Origin of the sequence: Kushneria pakistanensis, assembly GCF_014652795.1 — a bacterium.
GTDB classification, from domain to species: domain Bacteria; phylum Pseudomonadota; class Gammaproteobacteria; order Pseudomonadales; family Halomonadaceae; genus Kushneria; species Kushneria pakistanensis.
In genome coordinates this window covers 933453-952021 of sequence record NZ_BMZM01000002.1, presented here as the reverse complement: position 1 = coordinate 952021, position 18569 = coordinate 933453, and the positions used below count along the sequence as shown (strand labels likewise).

General features: G+C 65.0%; 15 protein-coding genes. 6 read left to right on the top strand and 9 right to left on the bottom strand.

Annotation, left to right across the window (positions count from 1 at the left end):
- Window positions 1–32: 32 nt before the first annotated feature.
- Complete coding sequence (locus tag IE123_RS09745; protein ID WP_189517526.1) at window positions 33–1427, bottom strand: ferredoxin-like domain-containing protein; 1395 nt, start codon at window positions 1425–1427, stop codon at window positions 33–35.
- Window positions 1428–1578: 151 nt separating this feature from the next.
- Between IE123_RS09745 and IE123_RS09740 the strand changes: the two genes are divergently transcribed.
- Complete coding sequence (locus IE123_RS09740) at window positions 1579–2229, top strand: DNA-3-methyladenine glycosylase (RefSeq protein ID WP_189517524.1); 651 nt, start codon at window positions 1579–1581, stop codon at window positions 2227–2229.
- A 75-nt stretch (window positions 2230–2304) separates the two neighbouring features.
- Complete coding sequence (locus tag IE123_RS16190; RefSeq protein WP_229819683.1) at window positions 2305–2982, top strand: hypothetical protein; 678 nt, start codon at window positions 2305–2307, stop codon at window positions 2980–2982.
- On the opposite strand, the gene IE123_RS09730 is transcribed toward IE123_RS16190, so the two are convergent.
- The 8 genes from IE123_RS09730 to IE123_RS09695 all read right to left on the bottom strand — a co-directional run bounded on the left by IE123_RS09730 (window position 2979) and on the right by IE123_RS09695 (window position 14852).
- On the bottom strand, window positions 2979–3944 hold the full coding sequence (locus IE123_RS09730; RefSeq protein ID WP_229819682.1) for an efflux RND transporter periplasmic adaptor subunit: 966 nt from the start codon (window positions 3942–3944) through the stop codon (window positions 2979–2981). The genes IE123_RS16190 and IE123_RS09730 overlap by 4 nt on opposite strands.
- Entirely contained in the window at window positions 3941–4162 is a 222-nt protein-coding gene (locus IE123_RS09725) for a DUF1656 domain-containing protein (protein ID WP_189517522.1), read from the bottom strand. Before IE123_RS09725 ends, IE123_RS09730 begins: the two co-directional genes overlap by 4 nt.
- The gene (locus IE123_RS09720) at window positions 4152–6227 is read right to left on the bottom strand and encodes an FUSC family protein (RefSeq protein ID WP_189517520.1); all 2076 of its coding nucleotides are present in this window, start codon (window positions 6225–6227) and stop codon (window positions 4152–4154) included. The genes IE123_RS09725 and IE123_RS09720 overlap by 11 nt, the downstream gene beginning before the upstream one ends.
- 130 nt (window positions 6228–6357) lie before the next feature.
- Window positions 6358–6822, bottom strand: a complete 465-nt coding sequence (locus tag IE123_RS09715) for a hypothetical protein (protein WP_189517518.1) — start codon at window positions 6820–6822, stop codon at window positions 6358–6360.
- Window positions 6823–6849: 27 nt separating this feature from the next.
- Entirely contained in the window at window positions 6850–9150 is a 2301-nt protein-coding gene (flhF, locus tag IE123_RS09710) for a flagellar biosynthesis GTPase FlhF (RefSeq protein WP_189517516.1), read from the bottom strand.
- A 194-nt stretch (window positions 9151–9344) separates the two neighbouring features.
- On the bottom strand, window positions 9345–10943 hold the full coding sequence (locus IE123_RS09705; protein ID WP_189517513.1) for an adenosine deaminase family protein: 1599 nt from the start codon (window positions 10941–10943) through the stop codon (window positions 9345–9347).
- Window positions 10944–11121: 178 nt separating this feature from the next.
- Complete coding sequence (gene pepD / locus IE123_RS09700) at window positions 11122–12576, bottom strand: beta-Ala-His dipeptidase (RefSeq protein WP_189517511.1); 1455 nt, start codon at window positions 12574–12576, stop codon at window positions 11122–11124.
- 104 nt (window positions 12577–12680) lie between these two features.
- Complete coding sequence (locus tag IE123_RS09695; protein WP_189517508.1) at window positions 12681–14852, bottom strand: tRNA(Met) cytidine acetyltransferase TmcA; 2172 nt, start codon at window positions 14850–14852, stop codon at window positions 12681–12683.
- A 152-nt stretch (window positions 14853–15004) separates the two neighbouring features.
- On the opposite strand from IE123_RS09695, the gene IE123_RS09690 reads away from it, so the two are divergent.
- From IE123_RS09690 to IE123_RS09675, 4 genes are all read left to right on the top strand, one after another.
- Window positions 15005–15628 carry a VTT domain-containing protein gene (locus IE123_RS09690; RefSeq protein ID WP_189517506.1) on the top strand — a complete coding sequence of 208 codons (624 nt, stop codon included), beginning with the start codon at window positions 15005–15007 and terminating at the stop codon, window positions 15626–15628.
- An 86-nt stretch (window positions 15629–15714) separates the two neighbouring features.
- Window positions 15715–16143 (top strand): hypothetical protein, encoded by a 429-nt coding sequence (locus IE123_RS09685; RefSeq protein WP_189517504.1) that lies wholly within the window; start codon window positions 15715–15717, stop codon window positions 16141–16143.
- A 144-nt stretch (window positions 16144–16287) separates the two neighbouring features.
- Window positions 16288–17547, top strand: a complete 1260-nt coding sequence (gene sstT, locus IE123_RS09680) for a serine/threonine transporter SstT (RefSeq protein WP_189517501.1) — start codon at window positions 16288–16290, stop codon at window positions 17545–17547.
- A 204-nt stretch (window positions 17548–17751) separates the two neighbouring features.
- Complete coding sequence (locus IE123_RS09675; RefSeq protein ID WP_189517499.1) at window positions 17752–18555, top strand: aldo/keto reductase; 804 nt, start codon at window positions 17752–17754, stop codon at window positions 18553–18555.
- Window positions 18556–18569 lie beyond the last annotated feature (14 nt).

The window sequence follows — 18569 nt, the reverse complement described above, 5'->3', positions numbered from 1 at the left end:
ATTCTACCCTGGCGCTGCGCCAGCGTCCGCCCTTACCCGCCGGCGCCGTGTCCGCTGCCGACACGCAGCAGCGCCACGATGCGCTCCTCGCCGACCCGGGCAAGTATTCCGGCCTCCAGCGGCAGGGCGTGACCTTCCCGGGCAAGCGTATGTGCCAGGTGCTCAAAGGCCGCCCCCAGCGCTGCAGTGTCATCGGCAATCAGCCGCGGCACGCCACGCGGATTACCCTGAAAGACCAGACCGATGCCGCGGGCCATCCCCACCAGGGTAAAGGTGCAGACATCCAGGCTGGCACAGCCCTTGGCACAGCCGGAAAGGTGCAGTCGGACCGAATCATCAAACCACCGGGACCAGTCCGTGCTCAGCGTCCGGGCCGTGTCGTGGGTGACCATGAGGGCGCTGGCACAGCCCGGCGCCCCGGTGCAGGCCATGATCGCCAGGCGCGCATCATCGTCTGCCACGATCAGGCCGGCCTGGCGCGCGGCCCGAATGATGGCCTCGATATCGGCATGCTCACGGCACAATATCCGCCAGTGACGACCGGGTGCGGCGGCAAAGGCCAGCGCACCGCAGCGAAGTGCCTCACGCGTAAAGCGCAAAAGCGCCAGCGCCTGCATCTGCCCGAACGGCCAGACCACATCCAGCACATCACGCTGGCGCCGGGCGCCAGCGTCCGGCCCCCGATAAAGGCCACTGCGCGGCGGCGGTGCGCCAGGGCGACAGCCCAGCACATCGCAGAGCGTATAGATCGACACATGGGCGAGCAGGTGCTGACCGCGCGCCCTCGGGCCAAGCATGTCGATCTCGCTCAAAAGCCCCAGCACGGCGCTGGAAAGCTTGGACGCCACCATCCAGCCCAGCCAGGTGGCACTGCCATGATTGCCGGCCACGCCGATCCAGCCGCCGCGATCACCGTCCAGCCGTAGGTGGATATCACCGGTGAGTCCGGCCAGTCCCGCCCAGCCCCCGGCATCGATAACCACGGCGCACTTGGGCGCAAGCCGGGACGGGGCGCCAGTCAAAATCTGGCTGCGAAGCCGACGTGCCAGCAACCGCGTGGGCGCGTCGATGGCCTCATCAACGTCCATCAATGGATCGATCGACACGGCCGGTACGCCGCTTTCCAGCCAGTGGCGCGACAGCCGCCGCGTCAGATAATCGGCAAGTTCCCGGTGCGCGCCCTCGGCCAGCCCCCGCAGTTGCAGGTTGCCGCGACGCGTCACCTCGATCAGGCCGTTGCCAAAGCGCTCGGCAGCCTCGCACAGCGTGATGACATCATCACCCTCAAGGGGAGTGATCAGCGGCGGCAGACGCGCCAGCCAGCCATCCCCGGTTTCCATGGGCGCAGCCAGCGACGGACAGGCGCCTCGTGGGCCCTGCCAGGCAGGCAGGCGCCTCTGATTGAAGTCGTGCGGTTCAGGCAACATGGGCGTTCAACCACGAGATAAATGAAAAAATCGGACCCGGCAGGGCGGCGAAGCGCACCGTGCTCGTCCATCATTGGGGCCATGCTATCGCATCATTTGACCCGGGAGACAACGACGTCAACCGCGCCTGTATCATCCACAAGGAGGTTCAATGCCCGCAGCATCAACACCGGCCCCGCTGCCCAGAAGCTTCTACGACCGCCCCACGCTTGAGGTCGCCCGCGACCTGCTGGGCTGTCATCTTGTCGTCGATGACGGCGAGGAGCGTCTGATCGGCCGGATTACCGAGACAGAAGCCTATCTCGGCTTTCTGGACACCGCCTGTCACTCCTCCCACGGGCGCACCCCGCGTACCGAGATCATGTTCGGCCCGCCGGGTCATGCCTATGTCTATCTGATCTACGGCATCTACGACATGCTCAATCTGGTGACCGAAGCCGTGGGTGATCCCTGTGCGGTGCTGATCCGTGCCATCGAACCGGTTCAGGGTGAAGAGACCATGGTCGCGCGGCGCAACGGCCGGCGTGGCCGCGACATGCTCAACGGCCCCGGCAAGCTGACCCGCGCCATGGGGATCACCAAGGCGGACTTTAACCATCTCGATCTCTGCAGCGGCGAGCGTCTATGGATCGAGCCGGGCACGCCGGTCAGCGACGACGATATTATCCTGGGGCCGCGCATCGGTATCGACTACGCCGAGCCCGAGCATCGCGACGCGCACTGGCGTTTGCGCATCGCCACACCACAGCTGCGCCGTCAGGAAGCAAGAAAGGCCGCAAAAAAGGCCACGACCGGAGAGTAATCCCGGCATGGCGCGGTTCATGCCCTGTCAGGCTAGAATGAAGACTGCACCGAACGACTCCCGGGAGGGGCCGTCATGACACCGTTACTGGCAGGGCTTGTCGCAGGACTGGTTGTGTCAACGCTGGGCAGTATGGCACTGGCCGATAATCAGGCGCCCATACGCTCACAATTTTCACAGGATCGCTCGCACTTCTCGCAGGACCGCTCGCGCTTTCGTCACGATGCCGGCGTCGTTGAACGCCACTGGCACCAGCCCGGCCGCCCCGGCTTCGACGGCCGGCCCGGTTTTGATGGTCGCCCCGGCTTTGATGGCCGCCCTGGTTTTGACAATCGGCCAGGATATGACGGTCGACCGGGATATCACAATCCGCCGGTGTACAACGGCCAGTGGGGCTACGATGGCCGGCCGGGATTTGGCTGGCATCGCCCGGAGCGTATCGACCCCGACGAGCGCCTGAGGCGTCAGTACGAGCGTCTTTATGATATCGAGCGCCGCCAGTTTGATCGCACCCGTCAGGAGACCATCTACGGCGTAACCCCGGATCGGTTTTACCGCCCCGATCAGTGGCAGCCCTCACCCTATCCTGCCCCGGGCAACTATCGTCCACCGGCAGCCGGCTACCCGCTGCCCCCGCATGGCTACCCGTTGCCCGGCCAGTCACGCCCGCCTGCCTTCAATGAAGCAGGCCGTGGCGTGGATCTCTACTCGGACCCGCGCGGGCCGGCACCGGCGACGCCCTACAGTCGCTAGAGATCAAACAGGGTTTCGAGCTGACGGCGCAGCCCTGCGCCCCAGCCGTTTTCCTGCGGCTCATGGCCGGGCGCATCGACGTAGATGGTGGCCGTCTGCCCGGCCGAGAGCACCATCTCCTCGGGGATCTCATCAAGCGTGATACGCACCGGAATCCGCTGGGACAGGCGCACCCAGTCAAAGGAAGGGTTCACCGCGGCCAGCCCGCCGGACTCGCCGGTCAGACTGTTATCCACGATGCCGCGGGCAATCGAATCCACATGGCCATACAGGTCATGATCACGCCCCAGAAGACGCACGCGCGCTGGATCGCCCGGGCGTATGCCGCCCAGCTTGGTCTCCTCGAAATAGCCCAGCGCGTAGAAGCTGTGCTGATCCACCAGCGTCATCGCCCGGGAGCCGGCGCTGACGTACTGCCCCGGACGCAGCTGCTGATTGGTAATAAAACCATCCACCGGCGCACGTACCTTCGAACGTTCAAGATCCAGCTGCGCCGCGCGGATGGCCACCTCGGCATTCTGAACGCTGGCCTGGGCCGAGCGGTATTCAAAGCGGGCGTTGTCGCGCGCTTCCTGCGAGACATAGTTATTGAGCCGATCCCGCCGGCTGCTGGTCGCCTTCGCTTCATCGCGCTGCTCCTTGAGACGCGCCAGATCCGCCTTCGCCCGATCCAGGGCGAGCTGATAGCGCGCCTGGTCGATGGTAAAGAGCACATCGCCCTTCTGGACCAGGTCGTTGTCATGCACCTCAAGCGTATCCACCAGCCCCGAGACATCCACGCCAACCTGAACGATATCGGCGCGAATACGCCCGTCACGCGTCCAGGGATCATGCATGTAGTGATGCCAGATCCACCAGGCAGCGAGCAGCGCGGCCAGCACCAGCACCAGCGTCAGCACCATGCGCAGGGCCCGCCCTGCCACTGCAGACACCCCTTTCATACCCGACTCCTTGTCCGTCATGTTCTCCCTCCCGCCGGCAGTGCCCCGCTCAACATCAGCACCGCCCATAACAGCAGCGTAAAAATCGCGATGTCGGCCAGCACCGGCTGCCAGAAAAACCGGTATAACCCAAGGCGTGACATCACGCGCCGCACGCCCCAGAACAGCAGCAGCGCCAGAAATACCGGCACGAAAAGGGGCGGCGTCAGAAACCCCAGAAATGACCACTCATCGAGCATCCAGGGCTCCCTCCTCGTTGTCGGCATCTGAAAGCGCTTCACGCGCCTGGGCCTCGGCACCCGGCATGTCACGCAGCAGATGCGCGAGCATCTCGAACTCGCCAATCAGCGCCGTGGGCAGCGGACGGAGCGCGTAAAGCGCCGTGGCACGGGCTTCACAGTCATCAGCCAGACGCTGCCAGGCGCGCTCATCACGTCCGGCATGGGGCAGCTGTCGGCCCAGCGCAGCGACCCAGTGCCTGATCTCACGCTGATCATCCCCCCCGCCGCGGGCCAGCCGTCGCAGGCGCCACAGACACATGGCGAGCGCGTGCAGATCGACGGCCTCGCGCAGCATCGGCTCGCCACTGCCCAGCGCCAGCAGGCGCCCGAGCCGGTCATACAGCCGGCTTTCAAGCCATGCCCGGGACGGCAGTCGACGCGTTCGGGTCAACCGCTCAAGCCCGCGCCAGTAGGCCGCCAGCAGCGCCTCCAGACGCGCCGCCGGCGTGCGCTGACGAAACAGTGAATAGGTCACCATGGTCACGATGGTGCCCAGAATCGAGGCCAGCCCGCCGTTGATGAACTGGGTCGGATGAAATTCGTAGGTGCGGTGCAGGTTCAAAAGCGTCATCAGGGTCACCGCGCCGGCAAGCCCCACGGCGGCGTAGCGGATGTGCGGCGTCATCAGCGTCCCGATGACCACCGGCACGCCGATGCTCAGCGCCAGCAGCGGAAAGCCGGTGATGGCCGGAAAAACAAGATAGGAAAACACGCAGCCAATGATGACCGCCCAGATCGTACCGGTCAGAAACTGGCGCACCACGGCGGCCGGGTCAGGCGCCTTGGCAAAGAGCACGATAAAGACCCCCAGCAGCATCATGGAGAGATACCCCGAGGGCCAGCCGCTGTGAATCCAGTAAAGCCCCAGCAGCTCAAAGGCAATGAAGACGCGAAAGGCATTGTAGCGCGCCACGCCATATTCCGGATGCCAGGACCGCCGCGGGCGGCGCCCGGTCAGCTGTACCAGACGCGCGTGGCGGTGATGGCGCATGGCAAGGCTCAGCGCCCGGCCATGGTGCAGGAGCTTGAGCACTTCACCCAGCCGCTCGCGCACCAGGGAGGCTCGCACCAGCACCACGCAATCCCCTGATGCCACCAGTGAGGTGTCATCGGGCAGGACCGGCAGCGGTGGCAGCTCATCGCCCTGCTGCTCCAGCGCCGCCAGAAAGGGCAGCGTCGGGTCACGCAGGACCGCCATGATCGTCTCTGCGCCCTCGCAGTGCGACAGCCGATCGATGGCCTCTTCCAGCTCACGCAGCCCCGTCATCAGCGCCAGGCTGTCGCCGGCAAAACGATCCAGTGCCGGCAGCAGCCGACGAAAGCGGCGAAACTCGAAACGCGCCAGAGAATGCTGCGCCTCGAACTGCTGATGCTTGCCCATCAGCGCACGCAGTCGCTCGTTGAGTACCGCACGCGAGCGCTTTTCCACCAGTGCCACGCGGGCCTCCCCCGCGGCGCCCGCGATCAGCGCCTGCAGCGTGGCCGGCAGCGCGTAGCTGCCAAAACGCGGGGCAATGAGCACATGCATCAAAAAACCGGCGCCGATGCCCAGCGCCGTCTCGGTCGTACGTGCCAGCGCCAGACTAAAGACGTTATCCACCCCGGTACCGATCGCGGTGAGCGAGACCAGGGTGGCGGTATAGCCGCTGAGCATCATGATGTAGCTGGCCGGCTCATCGTTTAAAAGCATCACGCAGAAGGTACAAAAGGCCAGCCAGCCGCCGGCGGCCAGCAGATAGAGCATCGGCTGCTGGGCGAACAGCGCAATCAGCACCAGCCCCATCAGCGCACCGAGGAAGGTACCGATCAGACGCCCGATGCAGCGATGAATGATGATGCCCAGCGGCGGCGTGCCCTTCGTGAACATGACCGGCTGCAGCGTCACGATCATGACGGCAAGGATTGCCCAGGCCGGCTGGGCAAGGTCCAGACGCAGGGCCACGTACAGTGCCAGCCACACGGCCAGCACAGTCCGCAGCGCCAGCACCCAGTGATCACCGGTAATGCTTGAAAGGATTCTCATCAGAAATGATCGGCATCATGAACGACGCATGCCGCCGACGGGCAGCAGGGCCCAGAGGCGGAAGACGGCATGCGTGAGGAAAAAACGTAAGGGTGCGAAGTATTTCATCAACCCGGACCTGACGTCTACCTTAACCCGATGACAGGCGCGCCATGACAGCCTGCTGCCAGGCCGTGACCTCCTGCAGGAGCGCCACGCCCAGATGCGCGTGCGCAGCCCTGATCAGCCCCGATACTGCCAGATGATCGGGCGCTGCAAGCAGTACGGTCTGCGGCATGCCGGCGTGATGAAGCGTGCGCAGCGCACTGGCCAGCAGCGAAGCACTGCGTGCCTGTACTTCCGGCAGATGGAGCACCCACCAGGGCGAGGCCGACACAACATCGGGCAAAGGCTCGGACAATACCAGCGTACGCGGCTGCCAGCGCTGCGCCCCCTCGGGCAGTGCCAGCCGCTGTGCCAGCTGCAGTGACAGGACCTCGGCATCGCCTTCTTCACGGGGCGGAACCATGACCACCAGCTCCGTTGACGACGGCGCATTACTCGCGGCGCCTCGCTGGGACCACTGACGCAGGCCGCTGGCCTGATCACCCTGCATTGACGCGGCTCCCGCCATGGACAGCCATCACGTGCGCTCGGCACCGGTGCCGGCCAGCGCGTCGCGGGCCATGAAGGCCTGCAGCAGCGCCTCGAGAAGTACCGTTCCCGTGCGCCGGCGTGTGCCGCCGGCCAGATTGAAAAGCTGCGCGCGCACATCCATCGCCCAGTCCTCGCTGCAAAGCTCCAGTCGCGTGGCCAGCGCGGCAAGCCCGGCTGCCAGCTGCAGACGTGTCTCACGATCGCTGCGCGCCACACTGGCATCTTCCAGCCGGTGCATGGCCTGACGCGTCAGGCCTTCCAGCCCCTCAAGCGCCACTGCACGGGCCAGCCGCGAGGCCACATCACGTCCGGTCACGGCGTTGGAGAGCCAGTAGCGTCGCGCCAGCAGCCGGTTGTCGTCAACATCGTGAAGACGGGCAAACCACACCAGTACCTCGGCGGGTGCGGCACTGCCACGCGCCTCATGCATCGCCGGCAGACACGAGAGCACCAGATTGACCGTGCGACCGCGCCAGCGACATGTGCGCTGATCGATCTCCTCGGCAAGCCCTGCCAGATCGGCAAGGCGCTGACGCTCACCGTGATGGCGTACCCGCCTTGATGCCGTTACCGAGGCCATCCACAGGCACTTGTCGCTGCTCAGCCGATGCATTTCCTCCTGCGCCGGCGGCGCCGCCATCAGATGCCAGGCGCTGTGATGCGTTTCGCGCGCCCAGCCCATGCGGGCAGCTTCAGAGGCCGGCAGACGATGACGCAGCCAGACCCGGGGCAGCGGCAGGCCGTGATCGTCCAGCGTTACCAGCGGCATATGCCAGCCCGCGTTGCGCGTACCGCCCTCCTTCGACCACCACAGCGCCTGCTCGTCGACCTGTTCTGTCGTCAGCTCGGCCATGCGGGCGGCAAAGCTCTCCCCGGCCACATTACGCGCCCCATGGCGCCACAGCTGTTCAAGCTGCGCGGTGCCCGGGGCCTGACGCACCAGGGTATCAAACATGGCATGCAGTGAGCGGCCGTGGCTGACCACATCGCGTGACAGCGCACGGGCTTTTGATTCACGCGAGCGCCCGGCCATCTCGGCCAGCGTGGCCTCGTCATAGCCAAAGGGCGAGGCGTCATCGGCGGCGAGTGCCGAGTGCACCAGCGCTTCGATATCTACCGGTGCCAGATCCTCCGGCACACGCTGACCGTTGGCTACATAGAGCACCCGCAGGCGGTGACGCGCCAGAATGTCCAGCACGGTCGCCGGACGGGCGGACTCATCAAGCTTGGTAATGATGCAGCCGCGAATGGGCGTACCGGCCTGCAGTGCCGCCTGCCGGTAGGCTGCCACCACCTGCTCGAGCGTATCGCCGTGGCTGGCAGCATCCAGCACCAAAAGGGTTTGAATGGGTACCCCCGCCTCTCCCAGGCGCGCTACCTCGGTGGCCAGGCGCGGGTCGCGCTGACTCATGCCCAGCGTGTCGATCAGGATGGTGCGCTTGGGGGTGGCCTTTTGCATCTGCAAAAGCGCCCGGCGCGGCGTGATCAGGCGCGCCAGCAGCACGCCCAGATCGCCATCGCCTTCAAGGGCGTGTACTTCCACGCCCAGCAGACGCGCATAGATGCGCAGCTGCTCCTGGGCGCCGATACGATAGCTGTCGGTCGTAATCAGCGCGGCATCACGATTGCCGTGAGCCATCACATAGCGTGCGGCCAGCTTGGCGGTGGTGGTGGTCTTGCCCACCCCGGTCGGGCCGATGAGCGCCATGACGCCGCCTGCAGCCAACAGATCGTCGTTGTCCTCGGGCGTTTCCAGACGGGCAGCGATCTGGCGGCTGATCCAGCCGTTGAGTGTCTCATCGATCTCGGCGTCAGGCGTGTCGGCAAACTCGGCCGGCAGCAGCGCGATCAGCTCGCGCACCAGCGTCTGGCTAAAGCCCACGCCAATCATGCGCTGACGCAGTCGGGTCGCTGGTGTCGCGCCCGGCGCTTCAACCGCTGGAGCAGCCGTCAGCCGGGTATCCAGCAGATCGCGCATGGCGGAGAGTTCGCTCATCAGCTGGGCGCTGAAGGCCTGCATCTCCTGTTGCCCGGAGGCAGTAGTTGAAGGCGATGTCGGCTCGGGCGCTGGCGTAGCGGGCGCCGGCGCAACAGGCACAGACACTGCGGGTGCGGGCTCGGCCGGGTGGCCGGTCAGATGTTCCTGATCGGCATCGAGCATCGCCACGATCTCGACGCCGCCCTCGACCTGGCGGTTGGAGAGAATCAGGGCGTCATCCCCCAGAGACTCACGCACCTGACGCATGGCATCGCGTGCGTTGGTGCCGATAAAGCGGTGTACCCCCATGCCTGTCCTCTCCTGATCGGGCGGCGGCGTTGCAGACCCGGCGAATCACGCCTCTGGCCTCTCATGTTCTGGCGCCAAGGGTGCCACGACAGCGTCCGGGTCAATGAGCGGGAATGGGCATGAATTCATGCCCTATTCGACATTCACCCTAAAGTTTTCACCGCCGCTGCCGAGGCCCCTGCCCTGGCAGGGCGTCAGCGTCTGTCACCGCCGAGCCACTGCGGCCACTGCGCCACGTCTGCCTCAAAGGCCATCAGATTCTGCTCAAACTGCCACTGCAGCCGGGCGCGGTCGCTTTCCTTGATCAGACGGGCGCAGTCTCCCCCGGGCGTGGCATCGAGCGCGGCATCCTGACAGGCCGCCACGCGCGTTTCGCCCACCTCACCTTCGGCCCACAGACTCTCCCCGGTGAGAAAGCTGTACTCGAGACTGTTGCGCGCCATTTCGACCAGCGCCGGATAATCCAGGCCGTGCTCGGTGACACCACGCTCATATTCGCGGGTCAGATCAATGCGTGAGACACCCTGATCATCGGTGGCCAGCACCAGCGGCACACCCGTATTGCGATAGAGGTTGAGCGGATGATCTGCACCGCGTACGCCGAGAATCACGTCATTGCTGGTCAGGTTGATCTCCACCGCCACGTTCTGCTCGGCCATGGCCTGCAACAGCTGCGGCGCGTGCTGTTCGTGTGCAATCGACACGCCATGGCCGATGCGCCGGGCGCCGCCGACCTCGATGGCCTTGCGGATATGATCCTGGAGCTCGAAAGGCGGTACCAGCCCCAGCGTCAGCTCACCGGCGTGCAGCGCCAGCGGCACCTCGGGGTACTGCTTCGAGAGAAAGGCCAGCATCTGCATGTGGCGATCGTAGTCTTCAAGCGCCACCGGGTGATCCTCCGGTGCCACGAGGTTGACACCCACGTAGCGCGGGTCGGCATCGGCAAGCGCAAAGGCCATCATCAGCTCGCCAAAGACCGCCATCGGCGCCTGGGTGCGCACCGCAAAGCCCTGCAGCCGCACCGTCACGTCACAGCCAGGCGCGGCGTCCCTGCCGTCACAGCCCAGCCGTGAGTCGGCATCAGAAAACATCGCGTCAACCTCCTCACGAGCGTCTGCCAGGGGCGACGCAATCTCCGACGACAGCGCCTTGAAGGCCGCGTCCAGGTCATCGGCATCCAGCTCGCGTGACTGCGCCATGGCGCCGAAGGCGTGCAGCGCGCCCGGATTGGACATGGTTTCCACGTAGCCCAGGTGATCCAGCGCCGCTAGCCGTTTTGTGGCGCTCAGCAGTGCGCCGGGCGAACCTGCCGCGACGGGCGCGAAGCGATCAAAGGTGGCAAAGAACTGGTCATGCCCCTCGACCGGCGGCGTACCGGGGCCATTGGGCGTGTTGCGCATCGACAGCGCATTCAAAAGCTCGGCGTAGAGGCCGCTGTCATGACGGGCCAGCCCTTCCGCAGATATCAGCTCATCACCGTCGCAGGGCGGCGGCGCAATGGCCGAGCCATCGGCGTGTACGCAAAGCCCCTTTTCTCCGGCCTCGGCCAGCAGGGTTTCCGGCCAGGGCGCACCCCACAGGTGATGATGAATATCGCCACCCTTGGGCATGCGCTGCAGGAACATGCGAAGCCTGGGCGGCTGGTCACGAATGTCCTCCATGAGCTCGGCGGTGCGCTTTGTGCGCTCGCTGTCGGCCTCGGCCGGCGCAGCCATCAGTAAAGCGCCGGCGCCAAAACCCAGTGTCACGAAGGTCGCCAGCGCGCCCGGGTGAGAGAGAAAACGGGTCAACATGAAATGCCCTTTTATCGTTGTGATGGTCGTGAACATGATGCGGCCCTCGGTGCGGCCGGTTGCTGCCTATATTAGCGAGGGCGCCAGAAGCTGTCCTGTCATGGCAGACCCATGCCGTCTGCTACAGGCATAAAAAAGAGGGCCCGAAGGCCCCCTTTCATCAGACGCTCATGCGCTTTCAACGCTGGGCCAGGTCCTCGACCATGGCCTTGAGCACGCCATAGAAGTTTTCCACGGCGGCGAGCTCTACCCGCTCATCGGGGGTATGGGCACCACGGATGGTAGGGCCGAACGAGATCATCTGCATGCCCGGATTCTTCGAGCCAATCAATCCGCATTCGAGCCCGGCATGGATGACCCTGACCTCGGGCACTACACCGGTGACGGCTTCATGCACGCGCTCAAAGCGCCCCAGCAGCTCGGACTCGGGTTCGGGCGTCCATCCCGGATAGCCCTCACTGATTTTGGGTTCAAAGCCGGTCAGGCGCATCAGGGTCGCAATGCGGGCCACCAGTTCATCACGGGTGGAATCGCGCAGCGAGCGCACCATCAGCTGGATCGAGAATTTGCTGTCCTTGAGGCGCACGATGCCCTGGTTATTGGAGGCTTCCACCACGCCCGGCGCCGAGCGGCTCATGCCGGCCACACCGTAAGGCAGGCCATGCATCAGCCCCATCAGGCGATAGGTGTCTTCGCTGGAGAGCGCGCGCTCGGCGTGGGCCGACTCAGCGCTGACAGTGACGCCATCATCAATGCCGGCCAGCTCTTCCTGATAGATGCGCCGATAGCGCTCGATCTCGGCCATGACGGCGTCATGATGCTGCCTGGGGAACGCGACCGTGGCACGCGCTTCCCGCGTGATGGCATTGCCCATGGTGCCGCCGTCATAGTCCGACAGGCGCAGGCCGTACTCGCAGAGCCGGTGCAGCAGACGCGACAGCAGGCGGTTGGCGTTGCCCAGACCCAGGTGGATGTCCAGCCCCGAATGGCCGCCCTTGAGGCCATGCACACTGATCGATAGCGTCTCCATCGGGCCATCAAAGGTGGCATCCAGCATGGTGGCGCTGGTGCTCACAGAGGCCCCACCCGCGCAGCCGATGTAGACCTGGCCTTCATCCTCGGAGTCCAGGTTCAGGAGATATTTCCCCTTGAGCCAGCCTTCCCTGAGGTTGATGGCGCCCACCAGCGAGGCCTCTTCCTCGACGGTCATCAGCGCTTCCAGCGGGCCATGGGTGAGCCCCTCTTCCTCAAGAATCGCCAGCGCCGCGCAGGCGCCCACGCCGTTATCCGCCCCCAGTGTCGTGCCGCGGGCGTAGAGCCAGCCGTTCCGGATTTCGGTGTCGATCGAATCGCGATCAAAGTCATGGGTCACGCCGGGCGCCGCCTGCGAGACCATGTCCAGATGGCCCTGTAACACCACGCCGGGACGGTCCTCATGACCGGGAGTAGCCGCCTTGCGGATCAACAGGTTGCCGGCCTCATCACGCTCGTAATCGAATCCCTTGTCGGTGGCCCAGGCCTCGAGGCGTTTGGCCAGCGCTTCTTCCCTGCCCGACGGGCGCGGCACCTCACAGAAGGTACGAAAGTGGCGCCACAGGTTTGTGGGTTCGAGTGTATCCAGATGTTCGTTCACGCAGACTCTCCCGATGGGGTATGACTCGATGGCTGCCTTCAAGAATACGCCATTCGTCTTTCTCCTTCAGCTTCTCCCCTTCAACCCTGCCGGCGCCCTGGCGCTCACCTGGGTGACGACGCCTCAAGCAGCGCGCGCGCCTGCCGGCGTACCCAGTCCATCGCCTGCGCGCTGCCGGTCAGCCCTTCACGCTGGGCAAGCCAGGTCATCGAGCGCCCCTGCCACAAAAGCCCGCACAGGGTGACCAGCTCGGAAGAAATGGCTGAACCCTCTCGATTGCAAAGGGCCTGATGCACGTACCAGACCAGCGCCGGACGGCTCGGTACCAGCGGCGCCTGCCCCAGTGCCAGCCGCTCAAGCTGCTCGCGGGCGGCCTCCGGTGCCACAGGAGAGATCACCTCCTGATCACGCAGCGTTTGAGCGACCACGGCAGGCGACAGCATGGCCAGCTCAAAGGCCAGCAGCCCCGGCAGCTGGGCGCGCATCGCCACACGCAGCTGATGCTGGAGCACCTCGCCGCGCTCGTTGAGCGCCCGGCTCATCATCACCGGGTGCTCACCGGTCGAGGTTTCGGGATGCAGCCCCAGCCGCACACTCGACAGTCCACAGTGCTGCCAGAAGGCCATCAGCCCGGGCTCGGCGCCCAGACTGGCGCCCAGTAGCGCCATGCCATCCTTTCGGGCACTGTCAGCCAGCCGTTTGACCAGTGCCTGGCCCAGCCCCTGACGCTGACACTGCGGATGTACGGCCAGGCGCATGATGCGCCGCAATCGGTGCGTGGCGGCCTCGACTACCCCGCCATGCAGCGCCAGCGACTGTGCCATCAGGTGCCCGCGTGGGCGACGCTCGCCGCGAGCAATCTGCTCGGCAAGCGTCTCGTCAAAGCCGCCCTCGTCTACCGCCACCGCCACCGCCAGCAGCCGACCCTGCCCCGCTACGGGATCACTTTCCAGCGTCTCGATACCGATATTCGGGCCATCAAGCAACGTGCGCAGATCCGCAGGCGAGGTGCGGTAGTGCGCCTGTACCAGCAGCCCGAACAGCGCCTCGAGGCGTGTCTCATCAAGGGCCAGCGCGTCCCGGTCGAGGCGGTGGTGATAAAAAGTGGTATCAGCATCGTGATTGGCAGGCGCTTCAGCAGCCAGTGCCAGCAGCCGGGTCACGCTGCGCTCCAGCGGATCTGCCGCTGCCCAGCGAACGGGCGTTGCCAGTGTCAGGGCTTTCCACTGCGGCGTGTGTTGCCCCAGCCGAGTGCGAAAGCGCAGGGCAAAGCCGCGGCCGCTGCCTTCATAACCATGCACGGTGGTGGCAAAGACCACGCGGGGGAAATGGCGCAGCGCGCCATGCAGCAGCGATGCCGGCAGGGCAGCAGCCTCATCGATGAGCAGCACGCTGCCATCACCGCCCCACTGCTCGAGATTCTCCACCAGCCGGTCGGGCGCCACGAAACAGACCTCGCGCCCCTGCCAGACAAAGCGTTGATCCTGCAGGGCGCCCTCCGGCAGCAGTGCTGCCAGCCGCTCGAACACCGGTGCCACGCTGTCAAAACGCGGCGCAGTAATCAGAATCTGCTTGTCGCCCTGCATCAGCCGCCGCGCCGCCCCGATGCCAAGTGCTGCACTCTTGCCGCGACCGCGGTCGGCCGTAAGCACCAGCGGGCGCCGGCGGCGAAGACGCGAGATGGCGACCACCGCCCGGGCCTGGTCTGCGCTCAGGCAGTCACCGTCCTCGACCGGGGCCGGTGCTGCCACTGCTTCCGCGCCATTGCTCGGCAGCACCAGGGGCTGACCCTCTGCCCAGCGCGCCACCTGCACATCTTCCTCAAGCAGACGCGCCAGCCGGGCCAGATAGCGTGAAGAGAGTGTCGACCAGTCAGCGGGGTGATCGGCCAGGCGGGCGTAGTCGGGGTCGGGCGCCTCGCCCCAGTCGCCGGGGGTGAGCAGGATCAAAAGCCCGCCGGCGCGCACGGTACCGGCCAGCGCGCCAAGGGCATCCGGGGCGAAGCCGTCGAAGGCGTCAAATACCACCGCGCCCTGCTCGGTGCCCAGTCGGGTGCGGGCCTTTTTCATCATCAAGGGCTCGGCCGGGGTGTCGACGATGGCTGACGCCGGCCGGCCCACCCATAGAATCTCCGACAGCGCCAGCATCCCGAGCACGGCATCAGCGCGTGCACGCACCATCTCCGCCGGGCCGGCGAGCCACAAAAGCCCGCGGTGGCGGGTAGATTCAAGCGTCTGGCGCCACTGGCGCAGGGCGTTCATATCATCGTCAAACAAGACAACCTCACAGGCAAAACATCAACAGCATCACGACAGGGCATACCGTAAAGGCCTTCAGTGTGACCTGATCATGCGTCACAGGCGATCATTGCCTTTTGTTGTACCCCGGGCGCAGTATTGGCCGCCACTTATCCTCAGGGGCAGCAGCCTTGCTCGATTTTTTTCTGCATCTGGATCAGCATCTCACGACCCTGGTCACGCAGCATGGCGTATGGATTTACGGTCTGGTGTTTGCCGTCATCTTCTGTGAGACAGGGCTGATCATCATGCCCTTTCTGCCCGGTGATTCGCTGCTGTTCATCACCGGCGCCCTCGCCGGCAGCGGTCACCTGAATCCGTGGATGGCCGGCGTCCTCATTGCCACTGCGGCACTTTTGGGAGACAACCTCAACTACTGGATCGGGCGGCGCTACGGCACAAGGCTTTTCAATGAACGCTCGCGCTGGCTGCGCCGGGAGCATCTGGCCCGGACCGAGGCCTTCTACGCCCGTCACGGCGGCAAAATGGTCATGCTGGCACGCTTTGTGCCGCTGGTGCGCACCTTCGCACCCTTCGTGGCCGGCATCAGCCACATGCCCTGGATCGTCTTTATCGGCTTCAGCCTGCTGGGGGCACTGCTCTGGACCGGCGTACTGGTATCGCTGGGCTATTTTCTGGGCAACGTCCCCTTTTTGCGCGACCATCTGGAGATCATCATCCTGGGGGTGGCCGCCGTCATGGCCCTGCCGATCATTCTTCGCCTGCTGCGTCGTCGCCCCCGGAACGCGCTATAGTGCTGCAAGGCTTCAGAACGCGACCATCGCGCCGATAAGGCCGTACAGGGCCGCTCTCTTGCGGCTCAGGCACAGGGAGAGACGCCATGCAGCGCAGACCATCAAGGATCGCCATATCGGGCCACCTTCTAACCGGTCTTGTCACCGCGTTCATGCTTGCAGGTCCTTCTCACATGGCGATTGCCGGCGAATCGGTGATCATGGAACATCGCGGCCCGCACCTGGACCACCGCCCGCCTCGGCGCTTTCCCCCGTTTGGCATTCGCGACCCGCAGCGCTTTGACCCCGTGCGCGATGTGGACGTTGGCGTCATCCTGCCGCCTGAACAGCTCGAACACTGGCGCAGCAACTACGTGCCCGACAGCTATCGGCTCAATGGCTATGACGGCGTCCGCCAGGGCGAGGCCAACGTCTGCCGCCACAGTGACGGCTCGCGCAGCTACTCAAGTTCGGGCATGACCTGCGAGGACGGCGAGGCCAACCCGCCCGGCGGGCGCAGCTGGTCGACGCAGTAGCGCTTTTGGGACGGTAGACACAAGCGATGGCGTATGGCCGGCGTGGCGGTGCTAGAATGCGCCGTTTCGCGTACGCTCATCGAGATTTCCCGGGCGCCCGCGCGGCGCCTGTGCATCACACCTCCCGGCCTACAAGAGTGCTCCATGTCCGCCAGCTCCGATCGTCGCTCCTCTCGAGCATCGCTGCCCCGCCTGGGGCTGATTCCGCAGATTCTGATAGGCATCGTCGCCGGCACGCTGCTGGCACTCTGGGCGCCGAACGTCGCACAGTCGTTTGCCCTGCTCGGTGACCTTTTCATCAATGCCCTGAAGGCGATCGCGCCGATCCTGGTGTTCGTGCTGGTGATGGCGGCAATTGCCGCGCATCAGCGCGGTCGGCCGACGCAGGTCCATGGCGTTCTCGGACTCTATCTGGTCGGCACGCTGGTAGCCGCGCTGGTGGCGGTGGTGGCGAGCTTCGCCTTTCCAACGACGCTGGCGATCAACGCCCCGCCCGCCGATGGTGCACCGCCCTCCGACATCATCGAGGTACTGCGCAATCTTGCCCTCAGCGCCGTCGACAATCCGGTCAATGCGCTGATGGAAGCCAACTTCATCGGTATTCTCGCCTGGGCAGTGGGGCTGGGGCTGCTGCTGCGCCAGGCGGGCGACACTACCCGCAACGCGCTGGGTGATCTCTCCGATGCGATATCGGGGCTGGTACGTTTTATCATCCGTTTTGCCCCGCTGGGCATCTTCGGGCTCGTGGCCAATACGCTCGCCGAGACCGGCCTTGGAGAACTCGCCAATTACGCCCATCTGCTGGGCGTGCTGCTGGGCTGCATGGCGTTTGTAGCGCTGGTGACCAACCCGCTCATCGTGTTCGCCCATACGCGCAAAAACCCTTATCCGCTGGTCTTCACCTGCCTGCGTGGCAGCGCCATCACCGCCTTTTTCACCCGCAGCAGTGCGGCCAACATCCCGGTCAACATGGCGCTGTGCGAACGCCTCGACCTGCATCGCGATACCTATTCGGTGTCGATCCCGCTGGGGGCGACGATCAACATGTCCGGCGCGGCGATCACCATCACCGTGATGACACTCGCTGCGGCAAACACGCTGGGTCTGAGTGTCGATTTTCTCACGGCCTTTCTGCTCTGCGTGGTCTCGGCACTCGCGGCCTGCGGCGTTTCCGGGGTAGCTGGCGGCTCGCTGCTGCTGATTCCGATGGCGGCGAGTCTGTTTGGCATTTCCGCCGACGTCGCGATGCAGATTGTCGCCGTCGGCTTTGTCATCAGCGTGCTGCAGGACTCCACCGAGACCGCTCTCAACTCCTCGACCGACGTGCTTTTTACCGCCGCAGCCTGTCGCTCCCCGGGCGCCAGGCGACGTCTGGACGGCGAGCGCCGGGAGGAGACGGCCTGAAGTCGGAGCATGTGGAGCGCTGAGCCAGAGGCCGGGAGGCGCGAGGCCACCCGGTAAAGCGCACCGTTTTGATCCTGCCAATGTGACCTCAGGGCCCTGTTCCAATAGCGCAACGGGCCCTGAGCCGGGTCTGAAGGGCCCATTTGACCGGATCTGTCCTGGTTCTATGCTTCTGCCATCACTTCCTGATGGCAGATAACGTTCATGCAGATGCTTCTTCCCCCTATCGGTTTTGGACTGGACGAACTCGACGATCAGCAGGTGGCCGAGCTGATCCCGGCGGCCTGGCACGCCGGCTTTCGCGCCTTTGACACCGCTCAGCTCTACGGCAACGAGGCCGCACTGGGACGCGCCATAAAAACGCTTCAGGTGCCGCGCGAGGAGATATTTGTCACCACCAAGGTGATGAACCGCCATTTCACCGAGGACCGTTTTCTGGCCTCGGTAGAAGAAAGCCTTGAGCGGCTCGATCTTGAGCAGGTGGATCTGCTGCTGGTGCACTGGCCGGGGCATACCATGCCCATCGAGCGCCAGATTGAGCTTTTGAACGAGGCATGCAGCCGGGGCCTTGCACGCCATATCGGCGTCAGCAACTACAACAGCGAGCAGCTTGCCCGCGCCGTGGCACTCAGCGAGGCGCCCATTGCGACCAACCAGGTCGAGATTCACCCTTACCTTGATCAGACCGTGCTGCGCCGCCGCGCCCACGAACTGGGGGTGCCGCTTACGGGCTTTTTCGTGATGGCCATGGGAGAGGCTGCCAGGGATGAAGCGCTGGCCGATATCGGTCGCCGACACGGCAAGAGTGCCGCTCAGGTGGCACTTCGCTGGGTGCATCAGCTTGGTGATGTGCCGCTGACCCGCAGCACCCGGGCCGAGCGCATCCCCGGCAATATCGATATCTTCGATTTCGAGCTGTCAGACGAGGAGATGCAGACCATTCAGGCGCTGGCACGCCCCGGCAGCCGCATTGTCAGCCCCGACAACCTCGCCCCCGAATGGGACTGACACGATCTTGATCA

What these genes read in the sequence shown, in the direction of transcription:
- IE123_RS09745 (WP_189517526.1), bottom strand. Translation starts at nt 1,427, where the DNA reads ATGTTGCCTGAACCGCACGACTTCAATCAGAGGCGCCTGCCTGCCTGG.
- IE123_RS09740 (WP_189517524.1), top strand. Translation starts at nt 1,579, where the DNA reads ATGCCCGCAGCATCAACACCGGCCCCGCTGCCCAGAAGCTTCTACGAC.
- IE123_RS16190 (WP_229819683.1), top strand. Translation starts at nt 2,305, where the DNA reads ATGACACCGTTACTGGCAGGGCTTGTCGCAGGACTGGTTGTGTCAACG.
- IE123_RS09730 (WP_229819682.1), bottom strand. Translation starts at nt 3,944, where the DNA reads ATGACGGACAAGGAGTCGGGTATGAAAGGGGTGTCTGCAGTGGCAGGG.
- IE123_RS09725 (WP_189517522.1), bottom strand. Translation starts at nt 4,162, where the DNA reads ATGCTCGATGAGTGGTCATTTCTGGGGTTTCTGACGCCGCCCCTTTTC.
- IE123_RS09720 (WP_189517520.1), bottom strand. Translation starts at nt 6,227, where the DNA reads ATGAGAATCCTTTCAAGCATTACCGGTGATCACTGGGTGCTGGCGCTG.
- IE123_RS09715 (WP_189517518.1), bottom strand. Translation starts at nt 6,822, where the DNA reads ATGCAGGGTGATCAGGCCAGCGGCCTGCGTCAGTGGTCCCAGCGAGGC.
- flhF (WP_189517516.1), bottom strand. Translation starts at nt 9,150, where the DNA reads ATGGGGGTACACCGCTTTATCGGCACCAACGCACGCGATGCCATGCGT.
- IE123_RS09705 (WP_189517513.1), bottom strand. Translation starts at nt 10,943, where the DNA reads ATGTTGACCCGTTTTCTCTCTCACCCGGGCGCGCTGGCGACCTTCGTG.
- IE123_RS09685 (WP_189517504.1), top strand. Translation starts at nt 15,715, where the DNA reads ATGCAGCGCAGACCATCAAGGATCGCCATATCGGGCCACCTTCTAACC.
- sstT (WP_189517501.1), top strand. Translation starts at nt 16,288, where the DNA reads ATGTCCGCCAGCTCCGATCGTCGCTCCTCTCGAGCATCGCTGCCCCGC.
- IE123_RS09675 (WP_189517499.1), top strand. Translation starts at nt 17,752, where the DNA reads ATGCAGATGCTTCTTCCCCCTATCGGTTTTGGACTGGACGAACTCGAC.